This is a genomic window from Nocardioides sp. Soil774 (assembly GCF_001428125.1).
Classification (GTDB): domain Bacteria; phylum Actinomycetota; class Actinomycetes; order Propionibacteriales; family Nocardioidaceae; genus Nocardioides.
The window spans coordinates 73,527-96,660 of record NZ_LMSM01000006.1 but is presented as its reverse complement, the minus strand read 5'-3'; the positions used below and the strand labels follow the sequence as shown (position 1 = coordinate 96,660).

Genomic DNA, 23,134 nt, shown 5'->3' with positions numbered 1-23,134 from the left:
GGGACCCCGATTTCACCTCGGCGGGGGCGTCCGCTAATGTTTCCGGCTGTTGGGGCTGTGGCGCAGCTGGTAGCGCATCTGCATGGCATGCAGAGGGTCAGGGGTTCGAGTCCCCTCAGCTCCACCAACAAGAAGTCCGGCGCAGAGCGCCGGACTTCTTCGTTTTTCTCAGGCCTCGCCGAGTCGGCGTTCTGAAATGGTCGGTGGCACCATGTGCTCATGACCGCGACCGACCTCTCCGCCAGCACCTCCGAGCTCACCGCCGCTCACATCGCGACCACCGAGCGCTACGCCGCGCACAACTACCACCCCCTCCCGGTGGTGCTCGCCGAGGGCGACGGCGCCTGGGTCATCGACGTCGACGGCAAGCGCTACCTCGACTGCCTCGCGGGCTACTCCGCGCTCAACTTCGGGCACTCCAACGAGCGCCTGGTCGCGGTCGCGCGCGAGCAGCTCGGCCGCCTGACGCTCACGAGCCGCGCCTTCTTCAACGACCGCCTCAGCGGCTTCGCCGAGGCGCTGGCGCGCCTGACCGGCAAGGACATGATCCTGCCGATGAACTCCGGCGCCGAGGCCGTCGAGACCGCGATCAAGGTCAGCCGCAAGTGGGGCTACGAGGTCAAGGGCGTGCCCGCCGGACAGGCCTCGATCGTGACCATGGAGGGCAACTTCCACGGCCGCACGACGACCATCGTGAGCTTCTCCGACGACGAGGTCGCGACGTCGGGCTACGCCCCGTTCACCTCCGGCTTCCGTCGCGCCGCCTACGGCGACATCGACGCCGTGGCCGCCGCCATCGACGAGACGACCGTCGCGGTGCTCTTCGAGCCGATCCAGGGCGAGGGTGGCGTGGTCATGCCGCCCGAGGGCTTCCTGCGCGACCTGCGCGCGCTGTGCACCGAGCGCAACGTGCTGATGGTCGCCGACGAGATCCAGTCGGGCCTGGCCCGCTCGGGCAAGACCTTCGCGTGCGACCACGAGGACGTCGTGCCCGACATCTACGTCATGGGCAAGGCGCTCGGCGGCGGCATCTACCCCGTCTCCGCCATCGCGGCCGACCACGACGTCATGGACGTCATCACCCCCGGCTCGCACGGCTCGACCTTCGGCGGCAACCCGCTCGCCGCGGCCATCGGCACCGAGGTCGTCGCGATGCTCGAGGAGGGCACCTTCCAGGCCCGCGCCGCCGAGATCGGCGACCAGATCGAGGCGGGCTTCCGCCCCCTCGTGGGCCGCGGCCTGGTCGACGTACGCGTGCGCGGTGCGTGGGCCGGCATCGACATCGACCCCGCCCTGATGACCGGTCGGCAGATGTCCGAGGCGCTCATGGCGCGCGGCATCCTCGCCAAGGACACCCACGGCTCGACCGTGCGCTTCGCCCCGCCGCTGGTCGCCAGCGACGACGACGTCGCGCTGCTGGTCTCCGCGGTCACCGAGATCCTCGCGGGCGGCTGACCTCTCCGCGGCGGTCGCCGGTCGTTGCGATCCCCGGATATCCGGGGATCCCGACGGCTGTGCGGTGATCGTGGTGCATCAGCCGCACCACGACCACCGCACAAGCAGGGGAGCGGACGTCAGGCGATCGTGAGGCCGCCGTCGACCGGGATCATCTGGCCGGTGACGTAGCCGGCGGCGTCGGAGGCCAGCCAGACCGCGGTGGCGGCGAGCTCGTGCGGGTCGCCCTTGCGGCCGGCCGGCACGCGCTGGAGCGCGAGGTCGAGGTAGCCCTCGGGATAGGTCTCGGTCATCTCCGAGGTGAAGAAGCCGGGCGCGAGGGCGTTGACGCGGATGCCCTTGCGGCCCGTCCACTGCTGGGCCAGGTCGCGGGTCAGGCCGCCCAGGCCGGCCTTGGAGGCGCTGTACGCCGCCTGCGGCAGGCCGCCGGTCGTGATGCCGAGGATCGAGGAGATGTTGATGATGCTCGACCCGGGCTGCATGACGCGGCCGCACGCCTGCGCCATCCAGTAGCAGCCGTTGAGGTTGACGTCGATGACGGACCGGAACTGCTCCGGCGTCTCGCGGGTGGCCGGGACGGCGGTGCCGATGCCGGCGTTGTTGACCAGCACGTCGACGCGTCCGAACTTCGCCATCGCCTCGTCCACGAGCCGCTGGCACTGCTCGGGGTCGGCGACGTCGGTGGCGACCGTGTGCACGCGGCGCCCGGTCGAGCGCACGGACTCAGCGACCCGCGTGAGCTTGTCGACACGGCGCGCGCCGAGCACCACGTCGGCGCCGGCGTCGGCGAAGCAGTGGGCGAACGCGACCCCGAGGCCGCTCGAGGCCCCGGTGACGATGACGACCTTGCCGTCCAGGCGGAACATGTCCATGACTCCCATGTTGGGACCCTAGGACGTGGCGCTGCTCACGTCTGCCGCGGGGGTCACCCGTGCGCGCGGCAGGTCGCGCACCGAGCGCGAGCAGAGGACGAGCGCGCAGATGACGGCGTACGCGATCCCGGAGGCCACGAGCACCCGCTCGTTGCCGAACGCCAGGCCGAGCGGGCCCCACGCGAGCTGGCCGATCGGCATGGCGATGAACGACCCGAGCATGTCGTAGGAGTAGGCCCGGCTCAGCATGTCGTCGTCGATGTTCTCCTGCATCGCCAGCGACCAGCCCATCGAGAACACCTCGATGCCCATGCCACCCACGAACGCGGCTGCGACGAGCGCCACCACGACCGGGTCGACGCCGAGCATCACCATGGGTGCGGCGTTGAGGGTGATCGCGAGCATGCCCCACAGCAGGGGCCGCTCCAGCCGGAAGCGCAGCAGCACCACCGCCATCGCCAGGAGGCCGAGCGCCTCGGCGGAGAGCACGAATCCCCATGCCTGGCGCCCGATCGTGTCCTCGGCGACCACGGGACCGAGGGTGAACAGGGCGCCGTTGTGGATCATGTTGAGCGCACCGAAGCCGAGCACGACGACCCACAGCCAGGTGACGCTGCGGAAGAAGGCCCAGCCCTCGCGCAGGTCGGCCCAGGTCGAGGTGGCCTCGGCCCGTGCCGGTCGCGGCGGGATCTTCACCGGGGCGAGCAGGACGGCCGCGACGGCCCAGGCGAGAGCGTCCACCAAGAGCGCCCAGCCGGGCCCCGAGGTGACCACGATGAACGCACCGAGGGACGGGCCGAGGACGGTGAGCCCGTTGCGGGTCAGCGACAGCAGGGCGTTGGCCTGCTGCAGCGACTCGCGGGGCACCAGCTGGGGGACCAGTCCGGCCATCGCCGGCATCGACATCGCCGACACCGCGCCGTGGAAGGCGCTGAGCACGATGATCATCCACAGCTCTGCGCGCCCGGTCAGCACCAGCACCGCGATCGCGCCCTGCGACAGGGCGGACAGGACGTTGGACACCTGCAGCACCACGGCGCGGGGGAAGCGGTCGGACAGGACGCCGCCCCACAGCAGCAGCAGGATCATCGGGATCGTGTGGGCCGCGAGCACCTGACCGATCGCGATCGCGCGCCCGTCGATGTCGAGGACCGCGAAGGTCAGCGCGATGTTGGCCATCATCGCGCCGAGGGTGTTGACCAGCCGCGAGGAGAAGTACCACGCGAAGTTGCGCTCGGCGAGCGGTGAGACGGATGCCCTCCAGGTCATCGGCCCTGCTCCTCTCGCGGGACCCAGCGCGCGGCCTCGCCCTCGAGGCCCCCGGTCATGGTGAAGGCGTGGGTGGTGAGGCTGATGTGGACGGTGCCGGCCGTGCCGGCCGGCCGCGCCTCGTCGTGCAGGAGGTGCGAGGCCTCGTGGAGCAGGTCGAGGGCGCGGTGCCACGCCTCCACGGAGACCCAGGCCTCGAGGTCGCTCGACGTCGCGGAGCCCGTGCCGGCACCGAGGAGGCGGCGCTCCACCTCCACGGCGTTGGCGCGGGCGTAGGCGACCCGGTCGTCCACGCCGCTGAGGCGGTCGGGGTGCTGGCGCGTGGCGTCGTAGCGGTAGCGCTTGGCGACCCCGCCGCGGATCTTCTCCTCGCCCTCCACCACGAGCTCGCCGACGTCGTGCAGCACCCGGAGGTGGTAGGACGCGTTGGCGTGGGTGAGGTCCAGGGCGCGCGCCACCTCGGCGGCGCTCATCGCCTCGGCGGTCAGCAGCGACAGGATGCGCAGCCGCACGGGGTGCGCGCTCGCCCGCAGCCGTGCCACGGCGTCGGTGTCGGTCTCGTCCATGCCACCCTCCAAGAGTCGTTGGGGAGTAGCGTGCGGGGTGGACGGTCCACTGTCAAACACTTCTTGGGCAGTTGCGGGTGATGGAGGTCCCGCGACCGACCCTGAGCGCACCCCGGTCCGACCCCGGGAACGCGTGCTCAGGGGCCGTGGACGTGCTTGGCTTGACCTCGAGGGCGCGGCCACCGGGCCGGCCGAGGAGTGAGTGAGATGTCCGACCAGTACCCGCAGCACCCGCAGGACCCCTACCGGTCCGGCGACCCGGCCCAGCAGGGCGCGTACGGCCAGCAGCCCGCGCCGTCGGCCTACCGGGCGACGCCGACGACGATGTCGCCGCAGGACGAGCGCACCTGGGGTGCGATCAGCCACGCCGGCGCGGTCGTCGCGATGATCTGCTCGGCGGGGTTCCTCGGCTTCCTCGCCTCGCTCGCGGTCTACGTCATCCACAAGGACCGCGGCCCGTTCGTCCGCGCCCACGCGGCGAACTCGCTCAACGTCCAGATCTCGATGTTCATCTGGCTGGTCGTCGCGACCGTGCTCTATGTCATCCTCGGGATCGTGACCCTGGGCGTCGGCTTCTTCGTCTTCCTGCCGGTGTTCCTCGTGCCGCTGGTCTTCGCCGGCATCCTGCACGTCATCGGCGCGGTGAAGGCCTTCAACGGCGAGTGGTGGGACCCGCCGCTGACCCCGTCGTTCGTCAGGTGAGCTCGCGCAGGACCTCGGTCCTGCCACGCGACTGCTGCCCGGGACCGGACCGTGAGGTCCGGGCCGGGCAGCAGCGCCAGCACGTCGTCGTACGTGCTCAGGTCTGCGGTCGATGCGTGCAGCATCGCGGGAGGTATGCTGGTGCCGTGCACGAGCAGCTCCTTCTTCGACAGCCGCGCTGATAGCGTCCTGACACCCACCAGGACCGACACGCGGCCACCCCTCCATGTGAGGGGTTTTTTCATGCCAAGAGCCAGCACCACTGCCACCAGCCAGCACCGCAGGAGACACGCCATGACGCAGGACACCGGGACCCACGAGACCGAGCGCGCGACGTACGACATCGCCGCCGCCGAGACGAAGTGGCAGCGCGTCTGGGAGCAGCTCGACCCGTTCCGGGCCGACGACGACAGCCCGCGCGAGAAGCGCTACGCGCTGACGATGTTCCCCTACCCGAGCGGCGACCTGCACATGGGCCACGCCGAGGTGTTCGCGCTGCACGACGTGGTGGCGCGCTACTGGTGGCAGCGCGGCTACGAGGTGCTCAACCCGATGGGCTTCGACTCCTTCGGCCTGCCGGCGGAGAACGCCGCGATCCGCCACGACGAGCACCCCGACACCTACACGCGCGCCAACATCGCCAAGTCGATCGAGTCGTGCAAGAAGTACGCCGCGTCGTTCGACTGGTCGCGCACCTTCAACACCAGCGACCCGGAGTACTACCGCTGGACGCAGTGGCTGTTCCTGGAGTTCTTCAAGCGGGGCCTGGCCTACCGCAAGAACTCACCTGTCAACTGGTGCCCCAACGACCAGACCGTGCTGGCCAACGAGCAGGTCGTCGGCGGCCAGTGCGAGCGGTGCGGGGCGGAGGTGACGAAGAAGGAGCTGACCCAGTGGTACTTCAAGATCACCGACTACGCCCAGGAGCTGCTGGACGGGCTCGACGAGCTGGAGGAGACCTGGCCCGACCGCGTGGTCACCGCGCAGCGCAACTGGATCGGCCGCTCGGAGGGTGCGCACGTCAGCTTCACGCTGCACACCGCCTCCGGTGAGCGCGACGTCGACGTCTACACCACCCGTCCCGACACGCTCTACGGAGCGACGTTCATGGTCGTCGCGGCCGACGCGGCGCTGGCCGCCGAGATCGTGCACCCCGACCGCGCGCAGGCGCTGGAGGACTACCTGGTCGAGGTGCGCAAGGCCTCCGACATCGACCGGCTGGCCACCGACCGGCCCAAGACCGGCGTCGACCTGGGCATCACCGCCACCAACCCGGTCTCCGGCGAGGAGATCCCGGTCTGGGCGAGCGACTACGTGCTGGCCGACTACGGCACCGGCGCGATCATGGCCGTGCCCGCGCACGACCAGCGCGACCTCGACTTCGCCCGCGCGATGGGGCTGCCGGTGCGCCGCGTCATCGACACCGGCGACGACAACCCGGAGGAGACCGGCGTCGCGACCTCGGGCGACGGGACGTACGTCAACAGCGGAGCGCTGGACGGGCTGGGCGACAAGGCCTCGGGCATCCGCTCCATCATCGAGCGCCTGGAGGCCGACGGCCGCGGCTCGGGCGCGGTGAACTTCCGGCTGCGCGACTGGCTGCTGAGCCGCCAGCGCTACTGGGGCGCGCCGATCCCGATCATCCACTGCCCGGTCGACGGCGAGGTCCCGGTGCCCGAGGACCAGCTGCCGGTCACACTGCCGATGCTGAAGGGCGCCGACCTCAAGCCGCAGGGCACCTCGCCCCTGGGCGGCGCGACCGAGTGGGTCGAGACGACCTGCCCGACCTGCGGCGGCCCGGCGCGCCGCGACACCGACACGATGGACACCTTCGTCGACTCGTCGTGGTACATGTTCCGCTACTGCTCACCGCACGACGACACCCAGGCCTTCGACAGCGCCAAGGTCAACGCCTGGATGCCCTGCAACCTCTACGTCGGCGGCGTCGAGCACGCGGTGCTGCACCTGCTCTACGGCCGCTTCTTCACCAAGGTCCTCAACGACATGGGCCTGGTGGACTTCCGCGAGCCGTGGTCGGCGCAGCTCAACCAGGGCTTCGTGGTCAACCAGGGCAAGAAGATGAGCAAGTCCCTGGGCAACGGCGTCAACCTGGGTGAGCAGCTGTCGGCCTTCGGTGTCGACGCGGTGCGCCTCACGCTGGTCTTCGCCGGTCCGCCGGAGGACGACATCGACTGGGCCAACATGTCGCCCGAGGGGTCGCTGCGCTTCCTGCAGCGCGCCTGGCGGCTGTCCGGCGACGTGACGTCCGAGCCGGGCGTCGACGTGACGACCGGCGACCAGGCGCTGCGCCGCGTGACCGCGCGGACCGTGCACGACGCGGCCGAGCTCGTCGAGGCCTACCGCTTCAACGTGATGGTCGCGAGGGTGATGGAGCTGGTCAACGCCACCCGCAAGGCGATCGACTCCGGCTGCGGCCCTGCCGACCCCGCGGTGCGCGAGGCGACCGAGACCGTGGCGATCCTGCTCTCGCTGGTCGCGCCCTACACCGCCGAGGAGATGTGGGAGCGGCTGGGCCACCAGCCCACCGTCGTACGCGCGGGGTGGCCGGAGGTCGACGAGGCGCTGCTGGTCGAGGACACCGTCACCGCCGTGGTGCAGGTCAGGGGCAAGGTCAAGGCGCGCCTGGAGGTGTCCCCGGACATCTCCGAGGCCGACCTGGAGGTCGCCGCGATGGCCGACGCGGGCGTGCAGCGCGCCCTCGACGGTGCGGTCGTGCGCAAGGTCGTCGTGCGCGCGCCCAAGCTGGTGAACATCGTCGTCTGACGGTCTCGTCGGACGTTAGGGTCGCCGCATGCCTCGCGTCGTGGTCGTCACCGACTCGACCGCGAGCCTGCCCACGGACGTGGCGCAGGCTCGCGGCATCCGGGTCGTGCCGCTGCAGGTCGTGATCGGCGCGCGCGTGCTGGACGAGGGCCCGGACGGCGCGACGCCGGAGGTCGTGGCCGAGGCGCTGCGCGACTTCGTGCCGGTGAGCACCTCGCGCCCGGCGCCGGCGCTCTTCGCCGAGCTCTACCGCTCGCTCGCGGCCGAGGGCGCCGAGGAGATCGTGTCGGTGCACCTGTCGGGGGAGATGAGCGGCACCGTCGAGTCCGCACAGCTCGCCGCGCTCGAGGCCGACGTGCCCGTGCACGTGGTCGACTCCGGCCAGGTCGGCATCGCGACGGGCTACGCCGCGCTCACGGCGGCCGACGTCCTCGACAGCGGCGGCACGGCGAAGGAGGCCGCCGCGGCGGCGCTGGACCGCGGCGAGGCGGCGACGTCGCTGTTCTACGTCGACACCCTCGAATACCTGCGTCGCGGCGGGCGCATCGGCGCCGCCGCCGCCATCGTCGGCAGCGCGCTGTCGGTGAAGCCGCTGCTCGCGATCTCCGAGGGCCGGGTCGCGCCGCGCGAGCGCGTGCGTACGGCGTCACGCGCGCTGGCCCGGCTCGCCGACCTCGCCGTGGAGGCGGCGGGCGACCAGCCCGTCGACGTCTGCGTCTCCCACCTGGCCAACGCCGAGCGCGCGCACGAGCTCGCGACCGCGCTGGCCGACCGGCTGGCCGCGGGGCTCGAGGGCCGCGAGGTGATGTGCGGCGAGCTCGGCGCGGTGCTGGGCGCGCACGTCGGGCCGGGCATGGTCGCGGTCTGCGTGTCGCCGCGTCCGTAGGGCGACTCGAGCGGACCACGGTCCGCTCGACGCACGGCATGCCGGGCGTCAGGCGTCCATCCCGGTCGACAAGGCCGCGCCGGGCGTTCCTCGAGTGGCATCGCCCGGCTGTCCACAGATCGCCCGGCACCCCTGTCGGCGGGCGTGCGCCGTTCCTAGCGTGGAGGCATGCGCCGATCTCAGTCCTCCTCCGAGCACGCCGAGGCGGTGTCGCGGCGACTGGCGACGCTGAGCGCCGAGCTGGCGGCCGTCCGTGGTGAGCCCGACGCGGCGCACGAGCCGTCGGCCCACACCCGCGTGCGGGACGGTGGCGAGCCGGTCGCCACCGCTGCCGTGGCGCCTGTTGAGCTGCCGGTGCCGGGGCGCCACGCGTCGCGGCGGCTCCACGTCGGTGGCCTCCAGCTGGGCCCGGTCCACCTCGCGGTGGTCGCCGTCCTGGCGGCGCTGGCGGTCGGCCTGGCCGCGTGGTGGGCGGTGCGCGACCAGGCCGAGGCGGTGCCGATCTCGCCGGACGGGCCCGCCGCCACGCCGCTCACCTCGGTGACCCCGGCGGGTCCCGGCGAGGAGGCCCCCGCCTCCGGAGCGGCCGATCGTGACGCGGAGCTCGTGGTGGACGTCGCCGGGAAGGTACGCCGACCCGGCATCGCCGTCCTCCCGCCGGGCGCGCGGGTGGTGGACGCGCTCGAGGCGGCGGGCGGTGCGCGGCCCGGGGTCGACCTCACCTCGCTCAACCTGGCCCGACCGGTCGTGGACGGCGAGCAGATCCTCGTCGGCGTGCAGCCGGTCGCGGGTGTCGCGGGCACGCTCGACTCGCCGTCCCCCGCGGGAGGCACGCTGGTCAACCTCAACACCGCCGACGCGGCGGCGCTCGACACCCTCCCCGGCGTGGGCCCGGTGACGGCGGAGTCGATCCTGTCGTGGCGCGAGGAGCACGGCGGGTTCACCTCGGTCGACGAGCTGCTCGAGGTCGACGGGATCGGCGAGGCGACCTTGGCCGACCTCGCTCCTCTCGTGACGCTCTGAGTCGTGCCTGACCTGCGCGCGGTCGCGCTCGGGGTGGGCGCGTGGGCCGGGGCTCTCACTGCGCTGCTGCTGCCGGGGCGGCTCGCGCTCGCCCTCGTCGTGCTGCTCCTCACGGCGACCGGGCTGCTCGTGGCACGTCGTCGGCTCGGGCTCGGGTGGCTCGGTCCGGCTGCGGCGCTGGCGGCCGTCGCGGGGGTCGCCGCGCTCCAGCAGGCCCTGCTCGCCACCTCGCCGCTCGCGAGCCTGGCCTCCGAGGGCGCGGTCGTCGACGTACGCCTCGAGCTCACCTCCGACACCCGTGTCGTCACCGGTCAGTTCGGCGACCTGCAGGTCGTGCACGCCCGGGTCTCGCGCGTCGAGGGCCGGGAGAGTGCGTGGCGGCTCGAGGCCCCGGTCGTGGTCATGGCCGGCGCGCAGTGGCCGCGGCTGCCCCTGGGCACGGTGCTCGACACGACGGCGCGGCTGGTGCCCGGTGACGGCGACGTGGCCGCGCTGGTGCGACCGACGGGCGCGCCGCGCGTGGTCGCCGAGCCGGACGTCTGGTGGGACGCCGCCGCGGCCGTACGCCGATCGGTGCGGGCCGCGGTCGCCGGGCGCGACGCCGATGCCCGCGAGCTCGTGCCGGCGCTGGTGGTCGGCGACGACGGCGGACTCGACCCCGACCTCGCCGACGACTTCCGCACCACCGGCCTGACCCACCTGCTCGCGGTGAGCGGCACCAACCTGACGCTCGTGGTCGGCTCGGTCCTCGTGCTCGCCCGCTGGGGCGGCGTACGCGGTCGCTGGCTGCACCTCCTCGCTGCCCTCGGGATCGCCGGCTTCGTCATGACGGCGCGGGCCGAGCCCAGCGTGGTGCGCGCCGCCGCGATGGGCGCCGTGGCGCTCGTGGGGATGGGCGGCAACGGCCGCTCGCGCGGCACCCGCGCCCTGGGCGTCGCGGTGCTGCTCCTGCTCCTGGTCTGGCCACGGCTGGCGGTGACGGCCGGCTTCGCGCTGTCGGTCATGGCGACCGGGGGCATCCTGCTGCTGGCGCCGCCGTGGCGCGACGCGCTCATGCGCTGGACGCCGCGCTGGGTGGCCGAGGCCGTCTCGGTGCCGCTCGCCGCCCAGGTGGCCTGCACGCCGGTGGTGGCCGCGCTGTCGGGGCAGGTCAGCCTCGTCGCGGTGGGCGCCAACCTGCTCGCGGCCCCTGCCGTCGCGCCGGCGACCGTCCTGGGCCTGGGCGGGGGCGTCCTGGGGCTGGCCTGGACGTCCCTGGGCGTCGTGGTGGCGGCGCCGGCAGCCTGGTCGGCGGGGTGGATCATCGCGGTCGCGCGGTGGGGCGCAGGAGTGCCGACCGCCGCGGTCGCCTGGGGCACGGGCCCGCTCGCGCTGGTGCTGCTCACGCTGCTGTGCCTGGCCGCGGTGCCGCTCGCGCCGCGCCTGCTGGGGCGCCCCGGCTCGACGCTGGCCTGCACCGGCCTGCTGGTCGTGGTGATGCTGGTGCGGCCACCGACGCCGGGGTGGCCGCCCGAGGGCTGGGTGCTGGCGATGTGCGACGTCGGGCAGGGCGACGGGCTCGTGCTGCGCGCGGGGGAGCACGCGGCAGTGGTGGTCGACGCGGGACCGGACCCGGCGGTGATGGACGCCTGCCTCGATCGGCTCGGCGTGCGCGAGGTGCCGCTGCTGCTGCTCACCCACTTCCACGCCGACCACGTGGACGGCGCGGCGGGCGTGCTCGACGGCCGCGAGGTCGGCGCGGTCGAGGGCACCGGCTTCCTCGACCCCGCGGCGGGGGTGCGCGTGGTCGAGGAGTCGACCGGTCGCGACCCCGGTGTGGCGGCGTACGGCGCGACGCGGACCTTCGGCCTGGTGCGGCTCCAGGTCGTGTGGCCGCGGCCCGGGGCCCCGCCCGGGGACGCGGGGGAGAGCGCGCCCAACAACTCCAGCGTGGTGATGGTGGCCGAGGTCGCGGGCATCCACGTCCTGCTGACCGGCGACGTCGAGCCCTCGGCCCAGGCAGTGCTGGAGCGCGACCTGGCGGGGCTGCAGGTCGACGTGCTCAAGGTGCCCCACCACGGCAGCCGGCACCAGGACCTCGGCTGGCTGACGTCGCTGGGCGCACGGGTGGCGCTGGTGTCGGTGGGGGCCGACAACGACTACGGGCACCCCTCGCCCGACGTGGTCACCGCCCTGACCGCCGCGGGCATGAAGGTGTGGCGCACCGACCTCGCCGGTGACGTGGCGGTCGTGGCGCGCGACGGGGAGGTGGGTGTCGTCACCCGCGGATAGGATCGCGCCACCATGGCTCGCACCCCCACCGCCGCCCAGGTCCTCGGCCACGTCGTCCTCGTGACGGGCAAGGAGGAATACCTCTCCGCGCGCACCGTCGCCTCGGTCCGTGACGCCGTGCGGGCGCACGACGCGGAGGCCGAGCTCGCCGAGTCCACGGCCGCCGACCTGACCCTGGCCTCGCTCGGCGAGATGTCGGCTCCGTCGCTGTTCTCCTCGATCCGCTGCGTGGTCGTGCGGGCGCTGGAGGACCTGCCGGACGAGTCCGTCGACGGGTTCCTCGCCTACTGCGCCGCACCGGCTGACGACGTCGCCCTCGTGCTGGTGCACTCCGGTGGCGCGAAGGGCAGCGGGGTGCTGACCAAGCTCCGCAAGCTGCCCGCGGTGACCGAGGCCAAGTCGGAGGAGGTGAGGGCCAGCGAGATGCCCTCCTTCGTCACCGCGGAGGTGGCCTCGCACGGGTCGAGGATCGACTCCGACGCCGCTGCGTTCCTGGTGCAGGCCGTAGGCAGCGACCTGCGCTCGCTGGCTGCCGCCGCCGACCAGCTCACCAACGACTACCCCGGCGAGCAGCTGAGCGTCGAGAAGGTCCAGCGCTACTTCGGCGGCCGCGCCGAGGCCAAGTCGTTCACCGTCGCCGACGCCGCGTTCTCCGGCAAGCGGGCGCTCGCGCTCGAGGAGCTGCGCTGGGCCCTCGACACCGGCACCGCCGGGGTGCTCGTGACCTCGGCGATGGCGGCCTCGGCTCGGAGCCTGGCGCGCTTCCTCGGCTCGCCGCGCGGGGCCCGCGACGGCGACCTCGCCCGCGAGCTGGGGGTGCCGCCGTGGAAGGTGCGCACGGTGCGCGACCAGTCGCGTGCGTGGACCCCCGAGGGCATCGCCGCGGCGGTCCGCGCGGTCGCGAAGGCCGACGCCGACATCAAGGGCCAGGCCCACGACGCGTCCTACACGCTGGAGCGGCTCGTGCTCACCGTGGCGGGACTGCGCGACTCCCGCTGACACCTGCCCCAAATGCGAAACACCCGCCACGTGGGCGGGTGCTCGGCGGGGAAGGGACTCCTCAGAGGGAGGCGGCCTTCTTGGCGATCGACGACTTGCGGTTGGCAGCCTGGTTGGCGTGGATGACGCCCTTCGAGGCGGCCTTGTCGAGGGCCTTCATCGCGTCACGGCTGGCCGCGACGGCAGCGTCCTTGTCGCCAGCCTCGGAGAGCTCGCGGAACTTGCGCACAGCGGTCTTCAGGCGCGACTTCACGGCCTGGTTGCGCTGACGCGCCTTCTCGTTCTGCTTGTTGCGCTTGATCTGGGACTTGATGTTCGCCACGTGTGGATCCTCGGATGCTCGAACTGGTCTGAAAAGGAAGTCTGGTGCTGTCGGCTGCCAGGCAACCCCCACCTGGTGCGACGGTGTGGGGCGGGCGCCGGACACGCAAGGAGAAACACTACCGGCAGGCGGCGTGCGCGCCCAAATCCGTCGTACGCCGGCAACCGCGGTCAGCGACCGGCCCGGCGGGTGACGGCACCCATCATCCGGCGCGACTCGGCGATCCGGAAATCGTTGAGCGTCGGGAGGTTGACGTCGACCGCCACCACCGAGCGCACCGCCAGGTGCGCAGCGAACCCGGCGAGGAAGGCGGTGACGACCTCGTCGCCGGCCTCGGCGAGGGCGGGGGAGGAGGCGACGGAGTCGTCGAACCACGGCTCGTCGACCCGCTCCAGCCGGGCCAGCAGCGGGTCGGCCCACGCGGGCCCGCGCGCGGCGACACCCCAGTCGACGAAGACGACCTCGCCGCCCGGTCGGCGCAGGAGGTTGTCGACGCGGATGTCCCAGTGGCAGACCTGGCCCATCGGGCGTCCGGCCTGCTCCCGCAGCACCGCGGCCCACCCGTGCGGGTCGCTGCGCAGCCAGTCGGGCACCGGCACGGTGTCCGGGGCAGCCGCGAGCCCTTCCAGCGACTCCGCCCACCTCGCCATCACGTGGCCCACGTCGACCAGGTCGGCCGACGCCGGGACGTCACGCTCGTGCAGCACCTCGGCGAGCCGGTCGGTCGCGCGGAGGACCGCCTCGAGCTCGGTCGCGTCGGCGAAGTCGGGGTGGCGGCCTTCGACGTCCTCGATGAGCAGCGCGACCCACGCGTCGTCGTCGTACGACGCCAGCAGTGGCGCCCACAGCTCGTGCTCGCCGAACGCGGCCAGCACCGCGGCCTCGCGCCGGAACAGCCGCGGGGTGTCGGGGTTGAGCTCGACGCCGACCGCCTTGACGAAGGCGCGGGTGCCGTCGGCGCAGGTGAGCCGGCTCGCGCAGCCCGGTGACATCCCGCCGACCTGCTCGGCCACCTCGGTGACGGGAGAGCCGAGCGTCTCCTCGACCCAGGCCCGCACGCGTGCGGGCACCGCGCCGTAGGGCAGGCGTACGCCGACGGCGCGCGGCGCGGTCACGACCAGCCCCGGCGCTCCGCGAGCCAGTCCCAGCACACCTCGCCCTGCCAGCGCTGGTGGTCGCGGAGGTGGGGCGAGCTCGGCGGGACCGGAAGCTCGCACTGGGCGAGGAAGTAGCCGACGTAGAGGGCGAGGTTGATGTCGAGCGCCTCGGGGTCGACGTCACGCAGCAGCCGGCGCCCGGCGATCACCGCGTCGACGTCGATGCCCTCCCCCCGCGGTCCGATCAGCGCGGCGAAGGAGTCGAACCATGCGGCACCGCGCACCGGCCAGTTCCAGTCGCACAGCAGGGCGCGGCCACCCGCGTCGATGAGCACGTTGTCGGAGCGGATGTCGGTGTGGACCAGGGTGTCGCCCCCGACCACGTCGGCGTAGCGGCGGGCCAGCGCCTCGGCCTCGGCGAGGTGCGTGGGGTCGAGGTCGGTGCGGGTCTCCCGGATGGCGGACCACCCGTCCACCAGCGGCGCGAAGTCGTCCTCCGCGGCGTCGAGGGCGAGGTCGGCCGGAGGCGGCGTGAGGGTGTCGGCGACGAGCTCGAGCGAGTCGAGCAGGGCGTCGAGGTCGTCGGCGCGCCAGGGCCGGTGCGGCGTCCGGGCGGCGACGTACTCGGTGCCGAGCACCACCCAGTCGTCGTCGAGGTGCCACAGCAGCCGCGGGGCCGGGACCTCAGCGGGGAGTGCGGCGAGCTTGCGCGCCTCCTCGCGGTAGGAGTCGGCGAACATCTTCTGCGCCTTCACCGAGGCGGCCTTGGCGAAGTGGCGCGAGCCGTCCTCGCACACGAGCACCGAGGCGAAGCCGGGCGTGAAGCCGCTGGTCTGCGAGATCGCCGAGACCACCGGGGAGCCGCACTTGCGCTCGATCCACGCCCGCAGGTTGGGCGGGAGGAAGGCCCACTCGAGCCTCCGGGCGGTGCGGTCGTGCGGCAGCGGATAGGGCGCGACGGGTGCGGTGCGGGACATGGGCGGCATCCTTCCCCACCGTCGTGTGGTCCACGAGCAGATATCGGTCCAGACCACGTGGGAGCACCTTGACTCCTAATGGCATTAGGAGAATCGTCGACCGCATGGGAAGCGTCGCGGAGCGCCGGGCCCGCACCACCGACACGATTGTGGCGGCGGCGCGGCGGGTGATCGCGGAGGAGGGCGCGGCAGCGCTCACGCTGGGCGAGGTCGCGCGGCGCGTGGGCATGCGGACCCCGTCGCTCTACGGCTACGTCGCCTCGCGGGCGGACCTCTGCGACGAGCTGTTCCGGCGTGGCTGGGCCGACTTCGGCGCCGCGACCGCGCACCTCGAGCCCACGGACGGCACCGACATCCACGCCCTGCTCACCGAAGCGCTGGACGTCGCGGTCGGGTGGGCGCTGGAGCACCCCGCCGACGCCCAGCTGATGTTCTGGCGTCCGATCGCCCGGTGGCAGCCATCGCCTGCCGCGTTCGAGCCCGCCGCGCGGGCGCTCGCCCGGGCGGGTGCCGCGCTCGCCCGCGCCCAGGAGCTCGGCCTGCTCGACCCGGCGCCCGAGCCCGAGGAGCTGGTGCAGGTCTGGGCCGCGCTCACCACGGGCGTCATCTCCCAGCAGCTGTCCAACGAGCCGGGGGTGGGTGTCGACGAGGGACGCACCTCGCGCCACCGCGCCGCGCTCGTGCGGATGTACGTCGACCACTACTCGCCTCGCCCCTCCACCCACCCACCACGGAGCACGCCATGACCACGACCACCGCACCGCGGGCCGCCGGGCTCGCCCAGACCGACCCCGACCGGGGCCGTGACCTCGCCGTCGCGGAGTACGCCGCCCTGGTCGCGATGGTCGACGGCTTCACCGACAGCGACTGGGAGCGGCCGACCGACTGCACGGGCTGGCGGGTGCGCGAGATGGTGGCGCACCTCGCGGGCGCGGCGGAGGAGGGGTGCCGGCTGCCGGTCATGCTGCGCCACCAGGCCGCGGCGCTGGCCGGCGTACGACGCGGGCGCGGGCCGCTGGTCGACCTGCTGTGCGAGGTGCAGGTCCGCGACCGCGAGCAGATGTCGGACGCCGACCTGGCCGCCGACCTCCGCCGCTGGGCGCACGGGGCGCCCGACGGTCGACGCCGCCAGCCCGGGCTGCTGCGACGTACGCCCCTGCCGGCGTTCGCCGGGCTCCGGCCGGGCTCACGCATGGCCTACCTGCTCGACGTGGTCTACGTGCGCGACGTGTGGCTGCACCGGGTCGACCTGCACCGCGCGACCGGGGCGGACATGCCGCTCTCGTCGGCGGAGGGCGAGGTCGTCGCCCAGGTGGTGCGCGACCTCGACCTCGACTGGACGGGCCCGGCCCTCGTCCTCACGCTGACCGGCCGCGGTGGTGGTCGGTGGCGGGTCGGCGACGGCGCACCTGTCGCCGAGGTGAGCGAGGACGCCGTCGCCCTGATGCGGCTGCTGTCGGGCCGCTCCGACGAGTGCGTGCTGGCGTGCGAGGGCGACCCGACCGCGGCGGCCCGGCTGCGCGCGGCGCGGGTGGTGTTCTGATCGTCGTGGGACGAAACCCGGGTGCGGGCCGCAGGACGGGCGCGACAGGATGGCGCCATGCCTGAGCTCGTCCTGCCGACCCCGTCCGTGCGCGAGTCCTTCCTGGAGGCGATGGACGAGTTCGTCGCCGAGGGGGCGGAGTTCAGCCAGACCGCGGCCTGGATCGAGCACAACGCCCCCGGCTGGCAGGACCCCGACGTCTTCGTCTCCTTCGTCGAGGCGGTGCGCGCGGACGCGCTGGAGGAGACCCCACGGCTCGAGTGGCACGTGCCCTGCACGACGCTGTGGTGGGTCGACGGCGAGGACTACCTCGGCCGACTCGCCATCCGCCACGTCCTCAACGACTTCCTGCTCGACGTCGGCGGGCACATCGGCTACGACGTACGCCCCTCCCGCCGGCGCGAGGGGCATGCCACCGCGATGCTGCGCGAGGCCCTGCCGTGGGCGCGCGGCCTGGGCATCGAACGGGCGCTGGTCACCTGCGACGACGACAACGTCGGGTCGATCCGGGTCATCGAGGCGGCGGGCGGCGAGCTGGAGGACGTGCGCGGCGTGAAGCGCCGCTACTGGGTGCCGACCCCGGGGTAGGGGGTCGGGGCAGGCGCCCGCCGGATGCGGGTGGCCGCGCCGACGCCCACGACCGCGACCACGAGCCCGACCAGCTGCAGCCCCGACAGGGTCTCGCCGAGGACGAGCCAGGCGAGCACCGCGGTCACCGGCGGGCTGAGGAAGAACAGGCTGGCCGCGGCGCCGGAGCCGCCGCGCAGCACCAGGTGCGAGAGCAGCACGAGCCCGACGATCGAGTTCACGATCGCGATGAAGGCCACGGCGACCAGCGCCTGGCGCGTGTCGGTCACCGGCCAGGCGCCTTCGGTGGTCCAGCCGAGGACCAGCAGGGGAGGCGCGGACACCGCGAACTGCGCCGCGGCCGACCACAGCAGGTCGGGCTGCGCTCCGATCCAGCGCTGACCGAGCGTGCCGAGGCTGAGCGTCAGCATGCTCAGGCACCCGACCACGACGGCCACCGCGCCGCCTGCGTGGTCGAGGTCGGCGCCGAGCACGAGGAGCACCCCGACCACGCCCGCGACGAACCCCGCCACCTGGAGCGGCGAGACCCGCTCGCCCAGCAGGCCCGCGGCCAGCAGTGCGGTCAGCACCGGGCTGAGGGCGTGGAACAGCGAGGCCAGGGTGGCGCCCAGGCCCAGGTCGAAGGCGACGTACATCAGCCCGAACTGCACCGCGTTCATCACGAAGCCGACGGCGGCGACCCGGCCGAGGGTGGCGCGGTCCATGCGGGTCGGGCGCCGCTGCGCCAGCGCCAGGCCGGCGGCGAGCACCGCGGCCAGCGCGAAGCGCCAGCCGAGCACCGTGAACGGCGCCGCCGCGTGGACTGCCGCGGGACCGGAGATGTAGCCCGAGGACCACACGAGCACGAACATCCCTGCTGGGACCAGCGGCAGCGCGGTCGCGGTCCGGGAGCTCACCCCCGCACGCTAACGCGCCGGTTCGTCGGGGCCCGACCCGCGTGGAAGAATGACCCGACCCCGCCGTCGTACTCCCGAAAGCAGTCCGTGAGCCTCACAAACGCGCCGCAGCCTGGCTCGACCGACCCGTCGATCATCCGCAACTTCTGCATCATCGCGCACATCGACCACGGCAAGTCGACGCTGGCCGACCGGATGCTGCAGCTGACCGGGGTCGTCGACGAGCGGGCGTCGCGCGCGCAGTACCTCGACCGCATGGACATCGAGCGCGAGCGCGGGATCACGATCAAGAGCCAGGCCGTGCGGATGCCGTGGACCGTGCCCGCCGGCAACGCCGAGGACGCCGAGCCCGGCACCTACGTCCTCAACATGATCGACACCCCGGGCCACGTCGACTTCACCTACGAGGTCTCGCGCAGCCTCGAGGCCTGCGAGGCCGCGGTCCTGCTCGTCGACGCCGCACAGGGCATCGAGGCCCAGACGCTGGCCAACCTCTACCTCGCCATGGGCGCCGACCTCCACATCATCCCGGTGCTCAACAAGATCGACCTGCCCAGCGCCAACGTCGAGAAGTACGCCGCCGAGCTGGCCGGCCTGGTCGGCTGCGAGCCCGAGGAGGTGCTGCTCACCAGCGCCAAGACGGGCGTCGGCGTCGAGACGCTGCTCAACGAGATCGTCAAGCAGACCCCGCCCCCGGTCGGCGACGCGGACGCCCCGGCCCGCGCGCTGATCTTCGACTCCGTCTACGACACCTACCGCGGTGTGGTCACCTACGTCCGGGTCGTCGACGGCAAGCTCAGCCACCGCGACCGGATCAAGATGATGTCGACCAACGCGGTCCACGAGATGCTCGAGGTCGGCGTGATCAGCCCCGAGCCGGTCAAGGCGCGCGAGATCGGCGTCGGCGAGGTCGGCTACCTCATCACCGGCGTGAAGGACGTGCGCCAGTCCCGCGTCGGTGACACCGTCACCTCGCAGCACCACGGCGCCACCGAGTCGCTCGGCGGCTACAAGCACCCCAACCCGATGGTCTACGCCGGTCTCTACCCGATCGACGGCGACGACTACCCGACGCTGCGCGACGCCCTGGAGAAGCTCCAGCTCAACGACGCGGCGCTGACCTACGAGCCGGAGACCTCCGGCGCGCTGGGCTTCGGCTTCCGCTGCGGCTTCCTGGGCCTGCTCCACATGGAGATCACCCGCGACCGGCTCGAGCGCGAGTTCAACCTCGACCTGATCTCGACCGCCCCCAACGTCGTCTACGGCGTCGTGATGGACGACGGCACCGAGCACGTGGTGACCAACCCCAGCGAGTACCCCGACGGCAAGGTCGCGGAGGTCCGCGAGCCGGTGGTGAAGGCGACGATCCTCGCGCCGTCCGACTACATCGGCACGATCATGGAGCTGTGCCAGCTCAAGCGCGGCAACCTGCAGGGCATGGACTACCTCTCCGAGGACCGCGTCGAGATGCGCTACACGCTGCCGATGGGCGAGATCGTCTTCGACTTCTTCGACCAGCTCAAGTCGCGCACCAAGGGCTACGCCTCGCTCGACTACGAGCGCTCGGGCGAGCAGGCCGCCGACCTGGTCAAGGTCGACATCCTGCTCCAGGGTGAGCCGGTCGACGCGTTCAGCGCCATCGTGCACCGCGAGGCCGCCTACTCCTACGGCGTGATGATGGCCGGCAAGCTCAAGGACCTCATCCCGCGCCAGCAGTTCGAGGTGCCGATCCAGGCCGCCATCGGCGCCCGCGTGATCGCCCGCGAGACGATCCGCGCGATCCGCAAGGACGTGCTCGCCAAGTGCTACGGCGGTGACATCAGCCGCAAGCGCAAGCTGCTCGAGAAGCAGAAGGCCGGCAAGAAGCGGATGAAGAACATCGGCTCGGTCGAGGTGCCGCCGGAGGCCTTCGTCGCCGCCCTCGCCACCACGCAGCCGACCGAGAAGACCGGCAAGAAGTAGTGGCCGGTCCGCACCGCGTCGTGCGCCCGGGCGACGTACGCCCCGAGCCTTGGGCCAACGGGGGCGGTACGACGCGGGTGCTGGCGCGCGCCGACGACGACGCCTGGCGGATCAGCGTCGCCGACGTCGAGCGCGACGGCCCCTTCTCGGCGTTCCCCGGCCGCCGGCGCCTGCTCACCGTCGTCGACGGCCCGGTCCTCGGGCTGGAGGTCGACGGCGAGACGCACGTCGTCGAGCCGCACCGGCCGTTCGCCTTCTCCGGGGACGCCACCGTCCTCGCGTCGGTGCCCGACGGACCGGTCCGCGCGCTCAACGTCGTCGTCGACCCGGCTGCGGTCGCCCCGTTCGTGACCGTCCTCGAGCTGGGCAGGGGCTCGGCGCTGCCGCTCGCCGCCGACCAGGCGGCCTACGTCCTGACGGGTGCCGAGGCGGGCTGCCTGGTGCTCGGCCCGGGCGAGGTCGAGGGTCGCTGCACCGTCGCCGTCGTCACCCTCGAGCGCGCCTGACCCATCCGGTCGCGGCCCGGGCAGCGAAGGACCGGCATGCGCCTCGACGACCGGCTCCGGGTGGAGGTCATGCGCGCCACCGCGCGCTTCACGGTGTCGTACGGCGACGGGCTGAGGTTCGCCGGCCGCGACCTGCCGGCGGCGGAGCGGATCGTCGTCCCGAGCCGCCACGGTGACGTGCCGGTCCACCTCTACCGGCCGGGGCCCGGCCCGCTGCCGGTGCACGTGCACCTGCACGGCGGGGCGTTCCTGATGCGGTTCCCCGCGATGGACGACTGGTGGTGCCGCTACCTCGCCGCCACCGCCGGTGTCGTCGTGGCCAACGTCGACTTCGAGGTCGCGCCCCGCGTCACCTACCCCGTCGCCCAGCACCAGGCGCACGACGTCGCGGCGGCGCTGGCGGCCGACGGGACCCCGGTGTCGGTCGGCGGCTTCAGCTCCGGTGGTGGCCTGGCTGCCTCCGTCGCGCTGCAGGCGCGTGACGCGGGGTCGTTCGCCCCGACGCTGCAGGTGCTCGGCATCCCGGCCCTCGACCTGTCGGCCGAGCCGCGCGACGGTGACCCCGGGATGGTCTCGCCGTCGCTGCGCCGCCTCGTGCGCCGCGTCTACCTGCCCGACCCGGCGACCCGGCGTGAGCCCTACGCCTCGCCGCTGCTCGCCGAGGACCTGTCCGGCCTCCCGCCGGCCGTGGTGCTCACGGCCGAGCGCGACGTGCTGCGCGCCGAGGGCGACGCCTATGCCGTGCGCCTGCGCGCGGCCGGCGTACGGGTGGTGCACGACGTGACGCCCGGGGTCGACCACTACTTCCTGACCGAGGACCCCGTGCGGGCGCGCTCGACGATGGCGATGGTCGCGGGGGAGGTCCGCGCCGCGGTCGGGCCGGCCTAGCCGCGCATCGCGCCGCCGGGGCGGCCGTAGGACTCCGCGACGATCTCGGCGACCACCGACAGGGCGATCTCGCCCGGCGCCTTGCCGCCGAGGTCGTGCCCGGCCGGCACGTGCAGCGCGGTCACGTCCACGCCTTCGGCGCGCAGGTCGTCGATGAGCCCGGCGGCGCGGCGCCGGCTGGCCATCATGGCGACGTAGGCGGCGTCCGAGGCGAGTGCGGCGCGCAGCACGGCCGGGGCGTCGGGGGCGTCGTGGTCGCACAGCACGACCGCGTCACCGGGGCGCGGGTCCAGGCCCGGGCCGCCGTCGTCGGCCGACTCGACGACCACCGTGCGCCCCACGGTGGAGGCGATGACGGCGATGGCCCGCGAGATCGGGTTGTCGCTGAGGACCAGGATCCGCCCGTGCTCGCCCCGCTCGTCGGACCACGCCTGCTCCCGAATGCTCATACGCGTACTCGCTTCGCTCCGTGCGCGCATGAGGCACGTGGCGCGCTGTCCTCGTTGATGGGCTCGCTGGCGCTCGCCCATGACACGCAGCCTAGGCTCGGCGCATGTCCGTCGCCATCCCCCCGGGGCTGCTCGAGCAGCGGGCGCTCGGCGCCGACTGGGCGGGCTGGCTCGACCGGCTGCCACGGCTGGCGGTGGAGCTGGTCGAGGAGTGGCGGCTCACGCCGGTCGCGACCTCGCTGCACGGGTTCTGCTCGCTGGTGGTCCCGGTCGTGGACCCGGACGGCACGCCCGGGGCGCTCAAGGTGACCTTCGACGGTGACGACGAGTCGCTGCACGAGGGCCTCGCCCTGCAGCGCTGGGGCGGGCGCGGCGCCGTACGTCTGCTGCGTGCCGACCCGCACCGCCGCGCGCTGCTGCTCGACTGGCTGCCCGGGCCCGACCTCGCCGACACGTGGGACGTCGAGGCCTGTGAGGTCGTGGGCGGTCTCTACGGACGCCTCCATGTCCCCGCGCTGCCGCAGCTGGCCACCGTCGCGTCGTACGTCGAGCGCTGGCTGGGCGAGCTCGACGGCCTCGGTCGCGACCTCCCGGTGCCGCGGCGCTACGTCGAGCAGGCCCTCTCGCTGGGTCGCGACCTGCTGGCCGACGGCCGCGAGCCGGTCGTCGTGCACGGGGACCTGCACTACGACAACGTGATGGCCGACGAGTCCGGCGATTGGCTCGCCATCGACCCCAAGCCGATGGCCGGCGACCCGCACTACGAGCCGGCACCGATGCTGTGGAACCGGATGGACGAGCTCACCGGCCCGCTCGCGGTCGGTTCGGTGCGCGACGGGCTGCGCCGCCGCTTCCACGCCCTCGTCGACGCCGGCGGGCTCGACGAGGCGCGCGCGCGTGACTGGGTGGTGGTGCGGATGGTCCTCAACGCCGGGTGGACCGTCCAGGACGCCCGCCGCGCCGACCGCGGGCTCCACGCGGACGAGCGCGACTGGATCACCCGCTGCATCGCGATCACCAAGGCCGTCCAGGACTGAGGCGCAGGCGCCGCGCAGTGCCCACCAGGTGGGCCGAAAGTC

Annotated in this window: 22 protein-coding genes and 1 tRNA gene; 15 read left to right on the top strand and 8 right to left on the bottom strand. The window is 73.3% G+C overall.

What is annotated here, in order from left to right; all coding sequences use genetic code 11:
• The first annotated feature begins 51 nt into the window (after positions 1-51).
• Both ASG76_RS06035 and rocD read left to right on the top strand, forming a co-directional pair.
• Positions 52-127: transfer RNA gene (locus ASG76_RS06035), tRNA-Ala, on the top strand.
• A gap of 92 nt (positions 128-219) precedes the next feature.
• A complete protein-coding gene (rocD, locus tag ASG76_RS06030) occupies positions 220-1,455 on the top strand; it encodes an ornithine--oxo-acid transaminase (protein ID WP_082587310.1) in 1,236 nt (411 codons plus the stop codon).
• 119 nt (positions 1,456-1,574) lie between these two features.
• On the opposite strand, the gene ASG76_RS06025 is transcribed toward rocD, so the two are convergent.
• Genes ASG76_RS06025 through ASG76_RS06015 form a run of 3 tightly spaced genes read right to left on the bottom strand, consistent with a single transcriptional unit; the run spans position 1,575 to position 4,162 of the window.
• On the bottom strand, positions 1,575-2,336 hold the full coding sequence (locus ASG76_RS06025; protein ID WP_056601265.1) for an SDR family NAD(P)-dependent oxidoreductase: 762 nt from the start codon (positions 2,334-2,336) through the stop codon (positions 1,575-1,577).
• A 9-nt stretch (positions 2,337-2,345) separates the two neighbouring features.
• On the bottom strand, positions 2,346-3,596 hold the full coding sequence (locus tag ASG76_RS06020) for an MFS transporter (RefSeq protein WP_056601263.1): 1,251 nt from the start codon (positions 3,594-3,596) through the stop codon (positions 2,346-2,348).
• Positions 3,593-4,162: an ArsR/SmtB family transcription factor gene (locus ASG76_RS06015; protein ID WP_082587309.1), complete on the bottom strand. Its 570-nt coding sequence runs from the start codon at positions 4,160-4,162 to the stop codon at positions 3,593-3,595. Before ASG76_RS06015 ends, ASG76_RS06020 begins: the two co-directional genes overlap by 4 nt.
• A gap of 207 nt (positions 4,163-4,369) precedes the next feature.
• Between ASG76_RS06015 and ASG76_RS06010 the strand changes: the two genes are divergently transcribed.
• The 6 genes from ASG76_RS06010 to holA all read left to right on the top strand — a co-directional run bounded on the left by ASG76_RS06010 (position 4,370) and on the right by holA (position 12,827).
• A complete protein-coding gene (locus ASG76_RS06010) occupies positions 4,370-4,864 on the top strand; it encodes a DUF4870 domain-containing protein (RefSeq protein ID WP_082587308.1) in 495 nt (164 codons plus the stop codon).
• 294 nt (positions 4,865-5,158) lie between these two features.
• A complete protein-coding gene (gene leuS / locus ASG76_RS06005; protein ID WP_056601261.1) occupies positions 5,159-7,648 on the top strand; it encodes a leucine--tRNA ligase in 2,490 nt (829 codons plus the stop codon).
• A gap of 28 nt (positions 7,649-7,676) precedes the next feature.
• Positions 7,677-8,534, top strand: a complete 858-nt coding sequence (locus ASG76_RS06000; protein ID WP_056601259.1) for a DegV family protein — start codon at positions 7,677-7,679, stop codon at positions 8,532-8,534.
• A 168-nt stretch (positions 8,535-8,702) separates the two neighbouring features.
• On the top strand, positions 8,703-9,557 hold the full coding sequence (locus ASG76_RS05995; protein WP_056601255.1) for a ComEA family DNA-binding protein: 855 nt from the start codon (positions 8,703-8,705) through the stop codon (positions 9,555-9,557).
• Positions 9,558-9,560: 3 nt separating this feature from the next.
• A complete protein-coding gene (locus ASG76_RS05990) occupies positions 9,561-11,828 on the top strand; it encodes a ComEC/Rec2 family competence protein (RefSeq protein ID WP_056601253.1) in 2,268 nt (755 codons plus the stop codon).
• A gap of 12 nt (positions 11,829-11,840) precedes the next feature.
• Positions 11,841-12,827 (top strand): DNA polymerase III subunit delta, encoded by a 987-nt coding sequence (gene holA / locus ASG76_RS05985; RefSeq protein ID WP_056601252.1) that lies wholly within the window; start codon positions 11,841-11,843, stop codon positions 12,825-12,827.
• 61 nt (positions 12,828-12,888) lie between these two features.
• On the opposite strand, the gene rpsT is transcribed toward holA, so the two are convergent.
• From rpsT to ASG76_RS05970, 3 genes are all read right to left on the bottom strand, one after another.
• A complete protein-coding gene (rpsT, locus tag ASG76_RS05980; protein ID WP_056601251.1) occupies positions 12,889-13,149 on the bottom strand; it encodes a 30S ribosomal protein S20 in 261 nt (86 codons plus the stop codon).
• Between the two features lie 170 nt (positions 13,150-13,319).
• Positions 13,320-14,264 (bottom strand): aminoglycoside phosphotransferase family protein, encoded by a 945-nt coding sequence (locus ASG76_RS05975; protein ID WP_157558980.1) that lies wholly within the window; start codon positions 14,262-14,264, stop codon positions 13,320-13,322.
• A complete protein-coding gene (locus ASG76_RS05970) occupies positions 14,261-15,223 on the bottom strand; it encodes a phosphotransferase family protein (RefSeq protein WP_056601248.1) in 963 nt (320 codons plus the stop codon). The genes ASG76_RS05975 and ASG76_RS05970 overlap by 4 nt, the downstream gene beginning before the upstream one ends.
• A 104-nt stretch (positions 15,224-15,327) precedes the next feature.
• Between ASG76_RS05970 and ASG76_RS05965 the strand changes: the two genes are divergently transcribed.
• From ASG76_RS05965 to ASG76_RS05955, 3 genes are read left to right on the top strand one after another with little or no spacing between them, the layout of a single operon-like run.
• Positions 15,328-15,969: a TetR/AcrR family transcriptional regulator gene (locus ASG76_RS05965; RefSeq protein ID WP_056601246.1), complete on the top strand. Its 642-nt coding sequence runs from the start codon at positions 15,328-15,330 to the stop codon at positions 15,967-15,969.
• Positions 15,966-16,766, top strand: coding sequence for a maleylpyruvate isomerase family mycothiol-dependent enzyme (locus ASG76_RS05960; RefSeq protein WP_056601245.1), 801 nt, complete (start codon positions 15,966-15,968; stop codon positions 16,764-16,766). The genes ASG76_RS05965 and ASG76_RS05960 overlap by 4 nt, the downstream gene beginning before the upstream one ends.
• A gap of 57 nt (positions 16,767-16,823) precedes the next feature.
• On the top strand, positions 16,824-17,354 hold the full coding sequence (locus tag ASG76_RS05955; protein ID WP_056601243.1) for a GNAT family N-acetyltransferase: 531 nt from the start codon (positions 16,824-16,826) through the stop codon (positions 17,352-17,354).
• Here the strand turns inward: ASG76_RS05955 and ASG76_RS05950 are convergent.
• Positions 17,330-18,250: a DMT family transporter gene (locus ASG76_RS05950; protein ID WP_157558979.1), complete on the bottom strand. Its 921-nt coding sequence runs from the start codon at positions 18,248-18,250 to the stop codon at positions 17,330-17,332. The two genes, ASG76_RS05955 and ASG76_RS05950, sit on opposite strands and share 25 nt — an antisense overlap.
• Positions 18,251-18,337: 87 nt before the next feature.
• Here ASG76_RS05950 and lepA point away from each other — a divergent pair, with 87 nt between their 5' ends.
• Genes lepA through ASG76_RS05935 form a run of 3 tightly spaced genes read left to right on the top strand, consistent with a single transcriptional unit; the run spans position 18,338 to position 21,606 of the window.
• On the top strand, positions 18,338-20,212 hold the full coding sequence (lepA, locus tag ASG76_RS05945) for a translation elongation factor 4 (RefSeq protein ID WP_056601240.1): 1,875 nt from the start codon (positions 18,338-18,340) through the stop codon (positions 20,210-20,212).
• Positions 20,212-20,718, top strand: a complete 507-nt coding sequence (locus tag ASG76_RS05940) for a HutD family protein (protein WP_056601238.1) — start codon at positions 20,212-20,214, stop codon at positions 20,716-20,718. Before lepA ends, ASG76_RS05940 begins: the two co-directional genes overlap by 1 nt.
• A 36-nt stretch (positions 20,719-20,754) precedes the next feature.
• Entirely contained in the window at positions 20,755-21,606 is an 852-nt protein-coding gene (locus ASG76_RS05935; protein WP_082587307.1) for an alpha/beta hydrolase fold domain-containing protein, read from the top strand.
• Here the strand turns inward: ASG76_RS05935 and ASG76_RS05930 are convergent.
• Positions 21,603-22,055, bottom strand: coding sequence for an XdhC family protein (locus ASG76_RS05930; RefSeq protein WP_056601237.1), 453 nt, complete (start codon positions 22,053-22,055; stop codon positions 21,603-21,605). The genes ASG76_RS05935 and ASG76_RS05930 overlap by 4 nt on opposite strands.
• 104 nt (positions 22,056-22,159) lie before the next feature.
• On the opposite strand from ASG76_RS05930, the gene ASG76_RS05925 reads away from it, so the two are divergent.
• On the top strand, positions 22,160-23,092 hold the full coding sequence (locus ASG76_RS05925; protein WP_056601235.1) for an aminoglycoside phosphotransferase family protein: 933 nt from the start codon (positions 22,160-22,162) through the stop codon (positions 23,090-23,092).
• The last annotated feature ends 42 nt before the right edge of the window (positions 23,093-23,134 follow it).